This is a genomic window from Acinetobacter sp. N1-1 (assembly GCF_056711485.1).
Genome location: NZ_JBWXUO010000012.1, coordinates 562,494 through 581,243, shown reverse-complemented (window position 1 = coordinate 581,243; position 18,750 = coordinate 562,494). Strand labels below are relative to the sequence as shown.

The following is an 18,750-nucleotide window of genomic DNA, read 5'->3' as shown; positions in this document are numbered from 1 at the left end:
TGCAAAATATCTATGCGTAAGATTATTCATATTGATATGGATGCATTTTTTGCATCTGTTGAATTACGTGATCGACCCGAACTCATTCATCAACCTGTCGTGATTGCATTTAATCATCCACGCTCAGTACTCACAACAGCTTCATATCCAGCACGAAAGTTTGGGCTACACTCAGCAATGCCGTTACATCAGGCAAAAAAACGCTGCCCACATCTCATCGTTATTGAACCAAACTTTACCAAATATAAAGAAGTATCAGAAAATATTCATGATATATTCCAAAGATATACAAATATAATTGAACCACTTTCTTTAGATGAAGCTTATCTAGATGTCACAACAAATTTTAAAAATCTTGCAAGTGCAACTGAGGTCGCTCAATATATTCAAAGGGATATTTACTTAGAAACAAAACTTACCGCATCTGCAGGTGTTGCACCCAACAAATTTCTCGCCAAAATTGCCTCTGATTGGTATAAGCCAAATGGACTATGTGTTATTAAACCCAAAAATATTCAAGATTTTATTCCCTCATTATCTTTAAAAAAGATTCCAGGAGTTGGTAAAGTTACACATGCCAAATTAGAGAAGCTCAACCTCTATACGCTCGGGGATATACAAAATACTGATGAGGCTATTTTAATCCACCACTTTGGAAAATATGGAAAACAGCTTTATTTATATGCACAAGGAATAGATGAAAGACCTGTGCAACATGAACGTGTTCGTCAACAAATTTCAAAAGAAAAAACATTTAATACGAATTATAAAATAGAAACATGCCAAATTTATATTTATGAACTTTGTGAACAGGTTTGGCAAAACCTTTCTCAGAAAAAAATGATCGCATATGGCATATCACTGAAACTTAAAAGAAGTGATTTCCATGTATTACAACACAGTAAGAGCTTTTCTCATTCATTTGAATCTCTGGATCAACTTAAACAAGCAAGTCTTTTATTGCTTGATGAAATGAATATTCCAATAAATACACAATTTAGACTTGTTGGCATTTCAACGTATCATTTAGAAAAGCATACGTCCATTTCTCAACTTTCTTTGTGGTAGCAAAATACTAGACTTGTATTTTTAATATAAGCTAATTTAGAGTATCAAATCCAAAACCTTATGCATGATGATAAGACCAATGAGTATTACACGCCTACATAAAACCAGCCGCTTTTGTGAAGTAGCAATTACAGGAAATCTCATCCATTTAGCAGGACAGCTCGCAGATGATATCTCACAAGATATTGCCTCTCAAACACAACAAACTTTAGATAATATTGACCGTTTTCTTGCAGATGCAGGAAGTAATAAGAGTCAAATTTTGTCTGTAACCATTTACTTAAAAGATATCGAAAAAGACTATCAGACGATGAACACATTATGGGATGCATGGATTGATCCTGAAAACCCACCTGCACGTACATGCGTTGAAGCAAAAATGTATTCACCGCAAGTCTTAGTTGAAATGACTGTTACAGCCATTCAACCATAAAATAGGGCTCTTGCCCTATTTTTTACTCTTCTTCAGCAAATAAAACAGAAGACAGATAACGTTCGCCACTATCAGGTAGAATCACTACAATCGTTTTATCTTTATTTTCTGGTCTTAATGCAACCTGTTCAGCTGCTACAAGTGCCGCTCCACAAGAAATTCCAACTAAGATCCCTTCTTGAGTTGCACATTTCCGTGCCCATTGAATTGCATCTTCACTACTTATAGGTAAAACTTCATCGACTAAATTTAAGTCTAAATTTTTAGGAATGAAGTTAGCACCAATTCCTTGAATTTTATGCGGCGCAGGTGTAATTGCTTCTCCTGCTTTAGTTTGTGTAATAATTGGTGATTCATTTGGCTCTACAGCAACAGAATATAAAGGCTTATTCTGAACCTGTTCAAAGTATCTCGAAATTCCTGTAATGGTACCACCTGTACCTACACCTGAAATGAGAATATCAACATCTCCACCTGTTGCCTGCCAAATTTCAGGGCCAGTTGTTTCTTCATGTATTTTTGGATTTGCAGGATTATCAAACTGTTGAGGTAAAAAATATTTTTCAGGGTTTTTAGTTGCTAAACGTACTGCTTCATCTACAGCACCTTTCATACCTTTTGCTGGTTCTGTAAGTACCAAGTTTGCACCTAATGCTTTTAATACTTTACGTCGCTCTAAGCTCATACTTGCAGGCATCGTTAAAGTAATTGGATAACCTTTTGCTGCTGCTACAAATGCCAATGCAATACCAGTATTGCCACTTGTAGGCTCGATAATATGCATACCTTCTTTTAATACACCACGTTGTTCAGCATCTTTTACTAAAGCTGCACCAACACGACATTTTACGGAAAATGCGGGATTACGACTTTCAATTTTGGCTAGAACTGTTGCTCCACCTTTTATAATTCTATTAATACGTATTAATGGTGTATTTCCAATTGCTTCAGCATTATTTTCATACACAGCAATACCTAAGTTTTCAGGTGTTTTAAAGTTCTGATCAGTTGGCATCATTTATATCCTTTAATTTATATGATTTTTCATATATCACGATGCCAAATTTTGAATTTAAAGTCCATTTTAATTATATTATTTCTGCATAAAAAAAGCCTCCCTAATGGGAGGCTTTAGAATTAGATGCTGGCGATGACTTACTCTCACATGGGTAACCCCACACTACCATCAGCGCTAAGAGGTTTCACTTCTGAGTTCGGGAAGGGATCAGGTGGTTCACTCTCGCTATTGTCGCCAGCATAACTGTTATGGAGAACGATTAGGTCTTATATTATTGCCTATGTTCAACCAAATTTGGCTTAACAGGTTATTCAATTGGTCTGTATTGTAACTAGGTTTATTACTAAATCAAGCTATTTGAAGAGAAATACAACTGTTTGGGTGTTGTATAGTCAAGCCTCACGAGCAATTAGTATTGGTCAGCTTCATGTATCACTACACTTCCACATCCAACCTATCAACGTCCTAGTCTTGAACGGCTCTTTAGGTGACATAAAATCACAGGGAAATCTAATCTTGAGGTAGGCTTCCCGCTTAGATGCTTTCAGCGGTTATCCCTTCCGAACATAGCTACCCGGCGATGCGACTGGCGTCACAACCGGTACACCAGAGGTTCGTCCACTCTGGTCCTCTCGTACTAGGAGCAGATCCTCTCAAATTTCCAACGCCCATGGTAGATAGGGACCGAACTGTCTCACGACGTTCTAAACCCAGCTCGCGTACCTCTTTAAATGGCGAACAGCCATACCCTTGGGACCTGCTTCAGCCCCAGGATGAGATGAGCCGACATCGAGGTGCCAAACACCGCCGTCGATATGAACTCTTGGGCGGTATCAGCCTGTTATCCCCAGAGTACCTTTTATCCGTTGAGCGATGGCCCTTCCATACAGAACCACCGGATCACTAAGACCTACTTTCGTACCTGCTCGACTTGTTGGTCTCGCAGTTAAGCGCGCTTTTGCCTTTATACTCTACGCGTGATTTCCGACCACGCTGAGCGCACCTTCGTACTCCTCCGTTACTCTTTAGGAGGAGACCGCCCCAGTCAAACTACCCACCAGACATGGTCCTCGACCCAGATTATGGGTCAGAGTTAGAACCTCAACATTACCAGGGTGGTATTTCAAGGATGGCTCCATAGTAACTGGCGTTACTACTTCAAAGCCTCCCACCTATCCTACACAAGTAAGGTCAAAGTTCAATGTCAAGCTGCAGTAAAGGTTCACGGGGTCTTTCCGTCTAGCCACGGGTACACGGCATCTTCACCGCGATTTCGATTTCACTGAGCCTCTGCTGGAGACAGCGCCGCCATCATTATGCCATTCGTGCAGGTCGGAACTTACCCGACAAGGAATTTCGCTACCTTAGGACCGTTATAGTTACGGCCGCCGTTTACTGGGGCTTCGATCAAGAGCTTCGCTTACGCTAACCCCATCAATTAACCTTCCAGCACCGGGCAGGCATCACACCCTATACGTCCACTTTCGTGTTTGCAGAGTGCTATGTTTTTAATAAACAGTTGCAGCGGCCTGGTTTCTGAGGCTGCCGACAGCTCAGGAAGCAAGTTCCATCACCATCAGCAGCGTACCTTCTCCCGAAGTTACGGTACCATTTTGCCTAGTTCCTTCAGCAGAGTTCTCTCAAGCGCCTTGGTCTACTCGACCTGACCACCTGTGTCGGTTTCGGGTACGATTCCTGTGTAACTGAAGCTTAGAGACTTTTCTTGGAAGTATGGTATCAGCCACTTCGTAGGTAAACCTACTTGCTATCGACTCTCAGCATAGAGCACCCCGGATTTGCCTAAGATGCATGCCTACTGTCTTTCACCTGGACAACCAACGCCAGGCTGACTTAACCTTCTCCGTCCTCTCATCGCATTACACAGAAGTAATGGAATATTAACCATTTTCCCATCGACTACGCCTTTCGGCCTCGCCTTAGGGGTCGACTCACCCAGCCCCGATTAACGTTGGACTGGAACCCTTGGTCTTTCGGCGAACGGGTTTTTCACCCGTTTTATCGTTACTCACGTCAGCATTCGCACTTCTGATACCTCCAGCATGCTTCTCAACACACCTTCATCGGCTTACAGAACGCTCCCCTACCACTTACGCTAATGCGTAAATCCGCAGCTTCGGCACATAGTTTTAGCCCCGTTACATCTTCCGCGCAGGCCGACTCGACTAGTGAGCTATTACGCTTTCTTTAAAGGGTGGCTGCTTCTAAGCCAACCTCCTAGCTGTCTATGCCTTCCCACATCGTTTCCCACTTAACTATGATTTTGGGGCCTTAGCTGGCGGTCTGGATTGTTTTCCTCTTGACTACGGACGTTAGCACCCGCAGTCTGTCTCCCGGATAGTACTCATAGGTATTCGGAGTTTGCATCGGTTTGGTAAGTCGGGATGACCCCCTAGCCGAAACAGTGCTCTACCCCCTATGGTATTCGTCCGAGGCGCTACCTAAATAGCTTTCGGGGAGAACCAGCTATCACCAGGCTTGATTAGCCTTTCACCCCTATCCACAAGTCATCCCCTGGCTTTTCAACGACAGTGGGTTCGGTCCTCCAGTTAGTGTTACCCAACCTTCAACCTGCTCATGGATAGATCGCCTGGTTTCGGGTCTATACCCAGCAACTAAACGCCCTATTAAGACTCGATTTCTCTACGGCTCCCCTATACGGTTAACCTCGCTACTGAATATAAGTCGCTGACCCATTATACAAAAGGTACGCAGTCACATAACAAAGTATGCTCCCACTGCTTGTATGCATGCGGTTTCAGGATCTATTTCACTCCCCTCACAGGGGTTCTTTTCGCCTTTCCCTCACGGTACTGGTTCACTATCGGTCAGTCAGGAGTATTTAGCCTTGGAGGATGGTCCCCCCATATTCAGACAAGGTTTCACGTGCCTCGCCCTACTCGATATCATTATCTAAGCCCTTTCGTGTACGGGACTATCACCCTTTATAGTCACACTTCCCAGAGTGTTCCACTAAAACTTAGATAACTTAATGGGCTGATCCGCGTTCGCTCGCCGCTACTGACGGAATCTCAATTGATTTCTTTTCCTAAGGGTACTGAGATGTTTCACTTCCCCTCGTTCGCCTCAACAACCTATGTATTCAGTTATTGATACCTACCTTATGGTAAGTGGGTTCCCCCATTCAGAAATCTCCGGATCATAGGATATTTGCCGCCTCCCCGGAGCTTATCGCAGGCTATTACGTCTTTCATCGCCTCTGACTGCCAAGGCATCCACCACATGCACTTAATTACTTGACTATACAACCCCAAACAGTCGCTTACGCGAACTTCAAGGTGTACAGCTTCAATCTCATACCAAAACGCTTGATTCAGTTAATTTGCTAGTTCTCATCTCATTTCAATTTGTCTCAATCTAAATTAGTTAAAATTTCAATTAAAACGCTTCAAAATGTATGAGTGAACAATTTTATTTCAGACTCAAATTGAATAATCTGTTAATGATTTAACATGCCTTCGTCAGGTCATGTACTGTGATTACTCACAGAGGTTAATATCAAGGTCGCATATTATATACAATCTTTCTATTAAGCTCTATAAGCAAATAAGCTGTTTGCTTATTTATTAGCTTAACTTTAATTAAATTGAAATATCAATCTGATTAAAATCATGGTGGAGACTAGGAGAGTCGAACTCCTGACCTCCTGCGTGCAAAGCAGGCGCTCTACCAACTAAGCTAAGTCCCCAGCTTAAAATCATTTCGAATTGTACATTATCTTCTAGTCTTTGGTGGGTCTGACAAGACTTGAACTTGTGACCCCACGCTTATCAAGCGTGTGCTCTAACCAACTGAGCTACAGACCCTCAGATAATATACCGAAGAACAACTTGTTGTGGATTCTTACCAAGTCTCACCTTTTCGTTAAGGAGGTGATCCAGCCGCAGGTTCCCCTACGGCTACCTTGTTACGACTTCACCCCAGTCATTGGCCACACCGTGGTAAACGTCCTCCCGAGGGTTAGACTATCTACTTCTGGTGCAACAAACTCCCATGGTGTGACGGGCGGTGTGTACAAGGCCCGGGAACGTATTCACCGCGGCATTCTGATCCGCGATTACTAGCGATTCCGACTTCATGGAGTCGAGTTGCAGACTCCAATCCGGACTACGATCGGCTTTTTGAGATTAGCATCACATCGCTGTGTAGCAACCCTCTGTACCGACCATTGTAGCACGTGTGTAGCCCTGGCCGTAAGGGCCATGATGACTTGACGTCGTCCCCGCCTTCCTCCAGTTTGTCACTGGCAGTATCCTTAAAGTTCCCATCCGAAATGCTGGCAAGTAAGGAAAAGGGTTGCGCTCGTTGCGGGACTTAACCCAACATCTCACGACACGAGCTGACGACAGCCATGCAGCACCTGTATCTAAGTTCCCGAAGGCACCAATCTATCTCTAGAAAGTTCTTAGTATGTCAAGGCCAGGTAAGGTTCTTCGCGTTGCATCGAATTAAACCACATGCTCCACCGCTTGTGCGGGCCCCCGTCAATTCATTTGAGTTTTAGTCTTGCGACCGTACTCCCCAGGCGGTCTACTTATCGCGTTAGCTGCGCCACTAAGTCCTCAAAGGACCCAACGGCTAGTAGACATCGTTTACGGCATGGACTACCAGGGTATCTAATCCTGTTTGCTCCCCATGCTTTCGCACCTCAGTGTCAGTATTAGGCCAGAAGGCTGCCTTCGCCATCGGTATTCCTCCAGATCTCTACGCATTTCACCGCTACACCTGGAATTCTACCTTCCTCTCCTATACTCTAGCCACCCAGTATCGAATGCAATTCCCAAGTTAAGCTCGGGGATTTCACATTTGACTTAAATGGCCACCTACGCGCGCTTTACGCCCAGTAATTCCGATTAACGCTTGCACCCTCTGTATTACCGCGGCTGCTGGCACAGAGTTAGCCGGTGCTTATTCTGCGAGTAACGTCCACTTATCCTAGGTATTAACTAGGTAAGCCTCCTCCTCGCTTAAAGTGCTTTACAACCATAAGGCCTTCTTCACACACGCGGCATGGCTGGATCAGGCTTGCGCCCATTGTCCAATATTCCCCACTGCTGCCTCCCGTAGGAGTCTGGGCCGTGTCTCAGTCCCAGTGTGGCGGATCATCCTCTCAAACCCGCTACAGATCGTCGCCTTGGTAGGCCTTTACCCTACCAACTAGCTAATCCGACTTAGGCTCATCTATTAGCGCAAGGTCCGAAGATCCCCTGCTTTCCCCCGTAGGGCGTATGCGGTATTAGCGCTCCTTTCGGAACGTTGTCCCCCACTAATAGGCAGATTCCTAAGTATTACTCACCCGTCCGCCGCTAGGTCCAGTAGCAAGCTACCTTCCCCCGCTCGACTTGCATGTGTTAAGCCTGCCGCCAGCGTTCAATCTGAGCCATGATCAAACTCTTCAGTTAAAATCATTAATTCCTTAAGGGAATCAATCTGGCTCATTAATCACTAGCAAAAATATTCGCTCTCAAATAAATCTTCGAGTAAATTTCTACTTTTGATCAATGAATCTTAAATATATTCAGTGATCACTCAGTAAAAATCCACACAAGTTGTTCTTCAATTCTATTAATGATTCGCATCACTGATTCGTCATCAGCAAGCTAGGTCGGCTATATTACTCTCTTTTAAAAGAAAGTCAACTGTAATCTGAAAGTTTTTTTAAACTACTTAATCAAACTAAACTTCAATCAATCTAAGAACTAAATCTCAAACCAATCAACTAAGTTATTGTTTATTAAGAAGTTTCTCTCAACATCACCGCCGATGGATACGCATTATAGACCAATACTTCCCAAACGCAACCCCTAAATCCATTTTATTTCATATTTATTTATCAACAGAACAAAAGATAGACGAAATATGCTTAAAAAATAAAAAAACCACCAAATTTGGTAGTTTTTTTATTTAGAATTTGAATTAAAACTTATATTTTAAACTCAAGGTACCAGAATTATCGTTCATATCTTTTGAAAATTGGCCATTATAGTTCACTCCCATTTCAAGAATTTGGGTTAAATTAGCTTTAATACCTAAATCAATAAATCCTGTATCTTCAGCTAAAGAGGCTCCTACAACTTTATATGAACTTTGAGATCCATTTAAGCTCAGGTTTGCTTTAGAGTTTAAATCACCAAATGCATGTCTCCACCCTAAACCTGCTTGAATCGCTAAATTTTGTGACTCTAATGGTAATTTATATTCTGAACGCACTCCTAATGTAGAGAATGTCGTATTGATTGTAGATTTATTACCACTTAGACCTGCAATGCTTGCATTCTGTTCTTTAAAAGAATTTATCTGTGTCATTACATGAGATAAACGAATGTAAGGTGTTAAAGGAACTTGAGTATTTAAGTTTTTCCAATATTCTCCAAAGGCTTGAACACTTTGTGTATCTAAATCTGCTGTTGCATGTTTTTTCATATTGGTAAAGTTAATATTACGATTTGCAGAAACATCTCCCCAACGACCCACTAAGCCAACTGTTGAACCTGAGTGATCTCCAACATAACGCCCGTAAAAACCAACTTCAGTATTATGATCTTTTGCAGTGAAATCTCGTGCAGCTATTTTGCTTGTACCACGACCTTGTCCTAATGTTGCTCCAAGGTTTGCTTTATCACTTAGTGGAATTTCCACACCTGCCAAGGCACCATAGTTACTGTATTTAGAGTCAGCAACCGCTTTACCACTATTTTGTATACTTTTCGCATAGCTATTCATCCATACTAATGGTTGCTTTTGGTACTCATAAGAAATAAGTGATTCACCACTTGTAAGTAAGTCTTGTGTTGCATTAATACCAAGTGAAGCATAACCCTCGCCAGAAAGTGCTTGGAATGACTGACGTGCTTGGTCTGTTGTTTGCTTAGCAACAAGGTTATAAAGTGGATTACCCAGACCTAAACGATCTAAGCTGCTTGCAACTTGGTATTGGTTATTGTTTTCTGCAACGCTATTAAAACTTTGATCGTTTCTTAAAAGCTGCAATGTTACAGCATTGTTGTTGTAATTAATTTTTGGTGTAAGAAAAGCATAAGCACTCGATACTTTATCAAACTTCCCCGTTATACCTTGCTGTGCTGTAAGGATTGTATATTCAGATAGTAGGTTGTAATTACTATTTATACCAACTTGTAAAACATTTCCACCATTTAGCCTTGTTGCTCCTTTAACATCAATGCCACTCGTATTGCTACTGCCTGAATTTGCCATAACTTTAAGGGTTGAGCCTTGATTCATGACAAGGTCATTCATTACATTTAAACGATTTGTATTTTGGCTTAAATCTACAGTACCACCTTGTAATACTTGTAGACTTTGGAGCTGACCATTACCTGATAATGTACCGTTATTTTCAACAACTGTTCTGCCATTTAAGTTACTTTGTACATTCAACACACCATTTTGAATATGTGTTGTTCCTTTAAAGTTAGAACCATCGCCATTATAGGTTAGGTTTCCACTACCCTTTTTATAAAAATTACTATTCGTATCTGAAATGAGCGTATTCGTTAATGTGTCATTATTTGCTGTATTCATTTCAAGACTTGCATTTGTTAGTGTAACACCACCCTGACCAAATGACTGTCCATTACTACCCACCAATTTTCCTGCAAGTACACTTGTACCACCTGTCCAGCTATTATGACCTGCAAGTGTAAGCGTACCTGTACCTTCTTTTTCTAAAGAACCTGTACCATTAATATCGTTTAACCAAATATCTGAAGCTGAGTAACCACCTTGTTGTGCATCCATATTAATTGTTGTTTTTTGATTAAATGCACCATATCCATTACCTGCTTTATATAAGTTAAGCGTGTCATAGCCCATACCATTGTCGAGCACACCGCCCGTTTTATTTGAAGTTGTGAGTAGAATTTCTCTTTGCTGATCTGCACTTAGGTAAGGATAACGTGTTTCTATAAGTAGTTCCGCATTCTTAGGCACAACTGGTGTTGATGTCGTACTACCAATTGATGGGAAGTCATTTACAAAAGTATATTTATCATAAAGTGCTTTATTGACTTGGTATTGATTATAAAGTTGATTCAAGTCGATATTTTGATAGCATCCATCTATTGAACCACCACACTGGCTACTTAAAAAAGCCTGTGCTTGTGTATAAGCTGCTTTTCTTAAATCGGGGTTACTTGCAAGTCCATTAATAGCAATATAAGTCGCATGCATTCTCCCACCAATGACATCCAATGGAGAGTGAATTGATGTGTGCTGAATTATCAGGAGACTTTCACTTGGGAGATTTTAGGCAGCCAACTTGCAAAAGTCCTCTGCCATTTGATTTGGTGTCTTAAAATCCAAACCTTTTTGAATTCTTCGTTGATTATAAAATAACTCTATGTATTTTGTAATCTCCGCTTTGGCTTCTTCCCTCGTTTTATAGCTATGATGATGCACCAATTCGTTTTTGAGTATGCCCCAGAAGCTTTCAATCGGTGCATTATCGTAACAATCGCCACGCTTGCTCATTGAACCCTGAAAGCCACATTTTTCAAGTAAGTTTCGATATTCATGACCGCAATATTGGCTGCCTCTGTCTGAATGCACAATGAGGTCCTTAGTTGGTTTTTGATTGCGAATAGCCATATTCAATGCATCACAAACAAGCTTGGCTGTCATACGCTCATTTAAGCTGTAGCCAACCACTTGTTTCGTGTAAAGGTCTTTTACAGCTGCTAAGTACAACCAGCCTTCAGTTGTCCATATATACGTAATATCACTCGACCACGCTTGATTTGGTTTAATCATTGAGAATTGTTGTTCAAGCAAATTTGGATAGATCGCTCGGTTATGGTCACTGTTCGTTGTTCTTTTGAAACGCTTGTGGCGCTTACAATACAGCTGATTTAACTTTTTTATCTGACGAACGGCATAGGCACTAATTTTTACGCCCTGAGCCTGTAAATGCTTGGTTAAACGAATATAGCCATAGCTCTGTTTCGTTTCCTCATGTGCTATTTTGACCAAAATTGCTTGTTGATTTCGCTGAATTGATTGTTTACTCACACCTTGTTTTAGCCAATCATAAAAGCATGAAACTGATACGTGAAGTAAGCGAGCCATCAAAATAATAGGAAATAAGTGTCTTTGCGATTTCATATAGGCGTACCTTACTGACTTTCTTTGGCAAAGTACGCTGCTGCCTTTTTTAGAAATTCACGTTCCATTTCGGCTGTTTTAAGCTGCTGTTTAAGTTTTTTATTTTCTTCGAGTAAAGCATTTAGATCAGGTGAATACTGTTTTGTACCGGCTAAAGTCCCTGCCTTTGCCTTTGTATTCCAGTTCGAAAGGGTTTGCATGGAAATGCCGAGTTCTCTAGCTGTTTGGGATACATTGCCTTGATTGGCTTCTATTGCTTTGATCGCTTCAGCTTTAAATTCTGCCGTATACGTCTTGTGTTTCTTGCTCATGGTAAACTCCTGATGAGTATGTATAGTTTACCAAGTTAAACCCTCCTGTTTTTTCAGCAGACATCAAATACCTGCAACGACACGGTTATAACCCATTTCCCCAGCTTTAAGTACTAAGTCGCTATATTGTTGTGGGATGACATATGCAAGTGTTAAACCTGTCCAATAAGATTCATTGGTATGTCCACTTGGAAAACCTCCCTCACTGCCTGCCGAAGCACGACCAACATCAACTAAAGGTTTTTCCAAGACCCAACTTAAATCTTCTCCATTCAGTTTTTGTATAAATGGGCGTGGATATTTATATTTATTTTTCGGTGGGTTTGATGATGCATTCTTAGCAATTGCATTTCTTAAGTCTAATAATTTACCCAATTGTCCAGAGGTATTATCCCCTATACCATTACCATTATCTTTTGCTGTTGTTGCAGTTAGACCATCTAAGCTTGTTAGTTTTTCATAGTCTATGGTTGCTTGACTGTTTGCTTCTGCACGAACAATTGTTTTCAACGGACCTAAAGCACCCGTTAACATATAACCAGCTTTTTGAAAATCTACAGCAAATGCCTGAAACTCTTGTTGTTTGGTTCTGTTTTTTGCAATATCTCTCACAATACTTAAATTTTTATCGAGTATCGCTTGTCCCTCAGGTGTTGCTTTCCCTGTCGCCAAGCTATCTCCTGAAGTCCATAACTTATTAAATCCTGATAAGACATCAGTGCCTGATTGAGGTTGTGGTGTATCAGCAAAGCTCATTGAAGAAAATAGGATACAGCTCATTGCAATGGTGAGTTTATGCAAAGGATATTTCATAATATTTAGCGGTATAGTAGAGACTATCGCTTAATATAATTACAATTTATTACAATATATTTACTAAAAATATATTTTATTTTTATTTATTATTTCCAGCACCAGATTTTTTTCTAGTGCTGGAGGGTAGATTTTATCGTTTCACTGCAACTTTTTCACGTTGGCGAACGACTTTCTCAACTTTATCTCTGGCACGCTTACGCTTTAATGGTGAAAGATAATCTACAAAAAGCTTACCATTTAAATGGTCCATTTCATGTTGAATACACACAGCCAACAGGCCATCAGCCTCAATATTAACTGTTTCACCATTTAAATTTAGATATTCAATTTTCACATGAGATGGTCTTTCAACTTTATCGTACACTTGTGGTACAGAAAGACAGCCCTCTTCATATTGCTGCAGTTCTTCAGTTAGTGGTGTAATTTTAGGGTTAATAAAAACCATCGGTTGATTTTTGTCTTCCGATAAATCCATTACAATAAGCTGAATATGTTGGTCAACTTGTGTTGCTGCTAAACCAATACCTGGTGCATCATACATTGTTTCAAACATATCTTCTGCCAGTTGACGAATGTCATCTGTCACTTTTTCAACTGGTTTTGCAATGGTACGCAACCTTGGATCTGGGAAGCTTAAAATTGGTAATAAGGCCATATGCCCTCCTAAAAATTCTATTGCGTCATAATGAAGACATTTCTTCATAGCAAACTAGTGTATATTTTAGCTATTATAGCGTAACTAACTCATACTGTTTTAGGCATTGCATAATGAAAGATTTTTTAAAAAACACTCACTCTTTGAGTGTTATGGGGATACAACAAAAAATGACATCTATATCTGTAAAGACATTACTTGCAATTGGGCTATCTATTGGCACACTGCATTCTGTCTCTGCCGAATCGGCACCGAGATTGAATACCAATGCACCTAATACCTATACTGTAAAATCTGGTGATACACTTTGGGATATTGCAGGAATGTTCTTAAAATCACCATCTTCATGGCCAAAAATTTGGGCAGATAATCGTAATATTAAAAATCCAAACCTTATTTATCCTGGTGATACATTATTGCTTTGCAAATATAAAGGCAATACACCACTGGTAGGTAAAGACATGGGTGATGGTTGCAACGGTATTATTGCTAGATATACAAATTCAGCACAGCCTAATGAAATTCGCTTAAAGCCACAAGTACGCATTCAATCATATGATGATGCAATTCCTGTAATTCCTTTAAAGAGCATCAAAGTATGGCTTGATCGTGCTGTTATTTTACCATCTGAAGCACTCAAAGATATTCCATACGTTGTCAGCTCAGAAGACAATCACATTATGGCAGGTGTTGGTCAAAAGATTTATGTTCGTGGTAATGGTATCCAAGCTGGGAAATATTATGGTATCTACCAACCAACATCACCATATATCTTTAAAGATAAAAGTGGTAAAGACTATAATGCTGGTAATGAGTTAACCCAAGTTGCAAAAGCTGTTGCAACTCAAGTAAACAATGATATTGCAACCCTAGAAATTGTGCAGAGCTACAATCAAGAGGTTCGCTTAAACAATATTGTTCTACCTGAAAAAGAGTCTAAATTACCAAATAAATTTATTCCAACTACTCAAAATATTGCAGGTGGCTCTATTATTAGAGTACTAGGTTCAATAGGTGCAGCAACCAAAAACAGTGTAGTTACTGTCAATCTTGGTGAGCTAGATGGATTACAACCAGGACAAATTTTTAATATTTATCAATCAGGGAAAAAGATTAAAGATTCAAAGTCTGATCAAGTAATTACTCTACCTTCTGAAAAAGCAGGCTCTCTTTTAATTTTCAAGACATTCGATCATCTTAGTTATGCATATGTACTTGAAAGTTATATGCCCATCAAAATGGGAGCTAGCATTACAACACCAAATAACTTAGATGACTAAGCATTAGGTAGTATGCAACAGCCTATTTCTGCAAACCAAGCTGCCATAATTACATTATGGTACTTGGTTCAACACTCTCTTTCGACATATTATAAGCTTACAGATTTTTTTGGTCATGCAAGTAACGCGATTACACCTGTAAACATTGCCAAATGGCCTTTACTTAAAATACATAGTAGCCATATTAAGCGTGCAAACAAACTTAATGATGCTGAAACACAAAAAAAATTAAAGCTTATTTTTCAGAATCTTCATACATACTGTGATTTCATTTGTACAGTTGATGATGACCTCTATCCAAAAATGCTACAACCATATAATGATCGACCGCCCATTTTATTTGGACAAGGTAACATAGCGCTATTAAATGATCCAAGTATTGCGATTATTGGTAGCCGAAAGGCCTCCAAGCTTGGAGAGAAAAATAGTTATGATTTTTCCTACTATTTTGCCGAAAAGGGCTATGTTGTTATTAGCGGTTTGGCTGAAGGAATTGATCAGGCTGCGCATTATGGTGCTATTGCACATCATAAAACACTTGCGGTTATGGCAACAGGTATAGATATTACCTACCCAAAACATAATGATCATTTACGCCGTCAAATTTTAAAAAACTCAGGTGCAGTTATTACTGAATTTTTACCACAAACCAAACCTTTACAATTTAATTTTCCTCGCCGTAATAGACTAGTGAGTGGTATGAGTATAAGTGTCGTCGTTATGGAAGCAGGTCTACATAGTGGTTCTTTAGGAACTGCAAAAATTGCAGCCGAGCAAGGTAAAAATGTTTTTGCAACACCAGGCTATATTCATGATCCACTTTATGAGGGTTGCCATGAACTGATTAGAGAGGGAGCAACACTCATTTTTCATCCAGAACAAGTCATCGAAGACAGTCTTTTTGCACTCGGTCTACCAAACAATCAAACCACACCAATAGCTATAGAACCTATAAATAAAAAAGATTCTATAGTCCCAAATCATCTTAAAAAACTTTATAACGATTTATCTTGGCATGCTCAAGGTATCGATGAAATTTCTGAAAAATTAGATATACCAATTGCTCAACTCACAGCAGAACTGATGGAACTTGAGCTACTTGGATTATGTATACATGAATCAGGAAGATATTTACGTGGCTAACTTAACCCTATAAGGAGAAATTTATGCTCATTTTCTCTGCACAAGAAGCGGCTAATATATTGCATCAAGGGAATACTCTTGCCTATCCAACAGAAGCGGTTTGGGGGTTAGGCTGTGACCCAATGAATGAGCTCGCATTCCATAATATTCTAAAACTAAAGCAACGACCTATTGAGAAAGGCGTTATTTTACTCGCAAGCTCTATAGAGCAAATTGCTCCACTTCTAGAAAAAGTTTCAAAAGAAATTCAAGCACAAATCATAACCAGTTGGACAAAAGATGTAAAAACAGATAGAGCCACAACTTGGCTACTTCCTGTAAACACTTACATTCCCACATGGATTCGTGGCAATCATTTATCTGTTGCAGTACGTGTGACTCAACATAAGTTATGCCAAGAAATATGTGATTCCTTTGGAAACTTTATTGTATCGACAAGTGCAAACCCAGCAGGTGGGGCCCCTGCAAAAAGTTTATATGATGCTCAAAAATATTTCTATGACGATACATATTATTTAGATGGTTCTCTTGGAGAAAATACTGAACCTAGTCAAATTATTGATGCAGTCACAGGAAAATTTATTCGCAGATAAAAAAAAGCTCAGTCAAAAAAATGACTGAGCATTAAAAATGATGTGGAATACACATCAGAGGGTTAACTTATAAACTTTAATCTAGCAAGCTAGATTAAGTTAAATTATGTATAAAAACCCAACAAATAAAAAATACTTTAAAACTATTAATTAAATTACATAATATTTAAAGTAAATTAGTATTTTAAAAAAATAAATCTTATATATTAATTATATATAAAAATAAATTTCGGGTAAAAACTAATTAGTAGCCATAAATTAACTCACAAAAAGATTATTACTTAACCATTAGAAAGATGTAACTTATATATTTAATCTCACTATTTAGCAATTATATTTTTACCTTCTGCTTTTGTGCAAAAAGTATTCCAACCAATATACCTATACCTCCAATGGTATGATAAACCGTCCATTGCTCCCCTAACCAAATCACTGCAATAATTGCTGTGAATATTGGCATCAAATTCATAAAAATACTTGTTCTATTGGGTCCTATTTGTTGTACTGCCATCATCCATAAAAATGGTGAAATAATTGATGGAAAAATTCCTGCATACAAGATACTACTAATGTTGATGTCTGCTGAAAAAACAGGAGGGTTTAACTTGGTAAACTATACATACTCATCAGGAGTTTACCATGAGCAAGAAACACAAGACGTATACGGCAGAATTTAAAGCTGAAGCGATCAAAGCAATAGAAGCCAATCAAGGCAATGTATCCCAAACAGCTAGAGAACTCGGCATTTCCATGCAAACCCTTTCGAACTGGAATACAAAGGCAAAGGCAGGGACTTTAGCCGGTACAAAACAGTATTCACCTGATCTAAATGCTTTACTCGAAGAAAATAAAAAACTTAAACAGCAGCTTAAAACAGCCGAAATGGAACGTGAATTTCTAAAAAAGGCAGCAGCGTACTTTGCCAAAGAAAGTCAGTAAGGTACGCCTATATGAAATCGCAAAGACACTTATTTCCTATTATTTTGATGGCTCGCTTACTTCACGTATCAGTTTCATGCTTTTATGATTGGCTAAAACAAGGTGTGAGTAAACAATCAATTCAGCGAAATCAACAAGCAATTTTGGTCAAAATAGCACATGAGGAAACGAAACAGAGCTATGGCTATATTCGTTTAACCAAGCATTTACAGGCTCAGGGCGTAAAAATTAGTGCCTATGCCGTTCGTCAGATAAAAAAGTTAAATCAGCTGTATTGTAAGCGCCACAAGCGTTTCAAAAGAACAACGAACAGTGACCATAACCGAGCGATCTATCCAAATTTGCTTGAACAACAATTCTCAATGATTAAACCAAATCAAGCGTGGTCGAGTGATATTACGTATATATGGACAACTGAAGGCTGGTTGTACTTAGCAGCTGTAAAAGACCTTTACACGAAACAAGTGGTTGGCTACAGCTTAAATGAGCGTATGACAGCCAAGCTTGTTTGTGATGCATTGAATATGGCTATTCGCAATCAAAAACCAACTAAGGACCTCATTGTGCATTCAGACAGAGGCAGCCAATATTGCGGTCATGAATATCGAAACTTACTTGAAAAATGTGGCTTTCAGGGTTCAATGAGCAAGCGTGGCGATTGTTACGATAATGCACCGATTGAAAGCTTCTGGGGCATACTCAAAAACGAATTGGTGCATCATCATAGCTATAAAACGAGGGAAGAAGCCAAAGCGGAGATTACAAAATACATAGAGTTATTTTATAATCAACGAAGAATTCAAAAAGGTTTGGATTTTAAGACACCAAATCAAATGGCAGAGGACTTTTGCAAGTTGGCTGCCTAAAATCTCCCAAGTGAAAGTCTCCTGATAATTCAGCACACATCACAGGAATAAAAGCATTGATAATTCCCATATTTGTCGCTGTTGTATAATGAGATGCTGTATATGCAATACCTTGATACATCACCATACCAAAGGCACTCAAAACTGCTAGTTTTTTTATGTCTGGTTGTATTTTTTTCCTTTGCTTTAATACTTTAGGAAGCATAAAAGGCGTTAATATAATAAAAGCAAAAAACCAGCGATAAAAGCTAATACTTACTGGTGAAATATAATCAGATATATAACGCGTAACGACAATATTTAATGACCAAATTAATATTGCTCCTAAGGGAAGCATAAAAGCCCATAGTGGTATTATTTTCTCTTTGTGCATTGCTATATCCATATTTTATGATAGATGTATTTTGAAGATTGTCTGAAATAGTTTAAATAATGAATATCAGACATTTATATTGTAATTTAGCCAACA

11 protein-coding genes, 2 tRNA genes, 3 rRNA genes and 2 pseudogenes are annotated in these 18,750 nt (G+C 39.3%); 6 read left to right on the top strand and 12 right to left on the bottom strand.

Annotation, left to right across the window (positions count from 1 at the left end; genetic code table 11):
• Positions 1 to 12: 12 nt before the first annotated feature.
• Together dinB and AC1MPL_RS02910 are read left to right on the top strand one after the other, a co-directional pair.
• Positions 13 to 1,068, top strand: coding sequence for a DNA polymerase IV (gene dinB / locus AC1MPL_RS02915; protein WP_479764094.1), 1,056 nt, complete (start codon positions 13 to 15; stop codon positions 1,066 to 1,068).
• Between the two features lie 79 nt (positions 1,069 to 1,147).
• Entirely contained in the window at positions 1,148 to 1,501 is a 354-nt protein-coding gene (locus tag AC1MPL_RS02910) for a RidA family protein (RefSeq protein WP_479764092.1), read from the top strand.
• Between the two features lie 22 nt (positions 1,502 to 1,523).
• Here AC1MPL_RS02910 and cysK read toward each other — a convergent pair whose 3' ends face one another.
• The 10 genes from cysK to def all read right to left on the bottom strand — a co-directional run bounded on the left by cysK (position 1,524) and on the right by def (position 13,460).
• A complete protein-coding gene (gene cysK / locus AC1MPL_RS02905) occupies positions 1,524 to 2,516 on the bottom strand; it encodes a cysteine synthase A (protein WP_479766139.1) in 993 nt (330 codons plus the stop codon).
• Positions 2,517 to 2,643: 127 nt separating this feature from the next.
• Positions 2,644 to 2,758: ribosomal RNA gene (gene rrf, locus AC1MPL_RS02900) — 5S ribosomal RNA — on the bottom strand.
• A gap of 149 nt (positions 2,759 to 2,907) precedes the next feature.
• A 23S ribosomal RNA gene (locus AC1MPL_RS02895) occupies positions 2,908 to 5,800 on the bottom strand.
• Between the two features lie 370 nt (positions 5,801 to 6,170).
• A tRNA-Ala gene (locus AC1MPL_RS02890) sits at positions 6,171 to 6,246 on the bottom strand.
• Positions 6,247 to 6,287: 41 nt separating this feature from the next.
• Positions 6,288 to 6,364, bottom strand: a tRNA-Ile gene (locus AC1MPL_RS02885).
• Positions 6,365 to 6,423: 59 nt separating this feature from the next.
• Positions 6,424 to 7,960 (bottom strand): 16S ribosomal RNA (locus AC1MPL_RS02880).
• The 16S, 23S and 5S rRNA genes sit together here with 2 tRNA genes alongside, the layout of an rRNA operon.
• A gap of 514 nt (positions 7,961 to 8,474) precedes the next feature.
• A complete protein-coding gene (locus AC1MPL_RS02875) occupies positions 8,475 to 10,748 on the bottom strand; it encodes an autotransporter outer membrane beta-barrel domain-containing protein (protein WP_479764091.1) in 2,274 nt (757 codons plus the stop codon).
• 75 nt (positions 10,749 to 10,823) lie between these two features.
• Positions 10,824 to 11,989 (bottom strand): IS3 family transposase gene (locus AC1MPL_RS02870; RefSeq protein WP_479764079.1). Its coding sequence is split into 2 segments (ribosomal slippage): positions 10,824 to 11,731 and positions 11,731 to 11,989, totalling 1,167 coding nucleotides; the frame shifts between segments, so codons are not numbered across the junction.
• A gap of 63 nt (positions 11,990 to 12,052) precedes the next feature.
• Complete coding sequence (locus tag AC1MPL_RS02865) at positions 12,053 to 12,802, bottom strand: phosphatase PAP2 family protein (protein WP_479764089.1); 750 nt, start codon at positions 12,800 to 12,802, stop codon at positions 12,053 to 12,055.
• A gap of 133 nt (positions 12,803 to 12,935) precedes the next feature.
• The gene (def, locus tag AC1MPL_RS02860) at positions 12,936 to 13,460 is read right to left on the bottom strand and encodes a peptide deformylase (RefSeq protein ID WP_479764087.1); all 525 of its coding nucleotides are present in this window, start codon (positions 13,458 to 13,460) and stop codon (positions 12,936 to 12,938) included.
• A 113-nt stretch (positions 13,461 to 13,573) separates the two neighbouring features.
• On the opposite strand from def, the gene AC1MPL_RS02855 reads away from it, so the two are divergent.
• From AC1MPL_RS02855 to tsaC, 3 genes are read left to right on the top strand one after another with little or no spacing between them, the layout of a single operon-like run.
• Positions 13,574 to 14,740 carry a LysM peptidoglycan-binding domain-containing protein gene (locus tag AC1MPL_RS02855; RefSeq protein WP_479764085.1) on the top strand — a complete coding sequence of 389 codons (1,167 nt, stop codon included), beginning with the start codon at positions 13,574 to 13,576 and terminating at the stop codon, positions 14,738 to 14,740.
• A gap of 12 nt (positions 14,741 to 14,752) precedes the next feature.
• Positions 14,753 to 15,883 carry a DNA-processing protein DprA gene (gene dprA / locus AC1MPL_RS02850; RefSeq protein ID WP_479764083.1) on the top strand — a complete coding sequence of 377 codons (1,131 nt, stop codon included), beginning with the start codon at positions 14,753 to 14,755 and terminating at the stop codon, positions 15,881 to 15,883.
• Positions 15,884 to 15,906: 23 nt separating this feature from the next.
• Entirely contained in the window at positions 15,907 to 16,476 is a 570-nt protein-coding gene (gene tsaC, locus AC1MPL_RS02845) for an L-threonylcarbamoyladenylate synthase type 1 TsaC (protein WP_479764081.1), read from the top strand.
• 331 nt (positions 16,477 to 16,807) lie between these two features.
• Here tsaC and AC1MPL_RS02840 read toward each other — a convergent pair.
• Positions 16,808 to 17,050: pseudogene (locus tag AC1MPL_RS02840) on the bottom strand (EamA family transporter); the annotation flags it as partial.
• Positions 17,051 to 17,115: 65 nt separating this feature from the next.
• On the opposite strand from AC1MPL_RS02840, the gene AC1MPL_RS02835 reads away from it, so the two are divergent.
• Positions 17,116 to 18,281, top strand: a protein-coding gene (locus AC1MPL_RS02835) for an IS3 family transposase (protein ID WP_479764079.1) whose coding sequence is annotated in 2 segments (ribosomal slippage) — positions 17,116 to 17,374 and positions 17,374 to 18,281 — 1,167 coding nt in all. Because the reading frame shifts where the segments join, the coding sequence is not laid out codon by codon here.
• Between the two features lie 22 nt (positions 18,282 to 18,303).
• Here the strand turns inward: AC1MPL_RS02835 and AC1MPL_RS02830 are convergent.
• Positions 18,304 to 18,654: pseudogene (locus AC1MPL_RS02830) on the bottom strand (DMT family transporter); the annotation flags it as partial.
• Positions 18,655 to 18,750 lie beyond the last annotated feature (96 nt).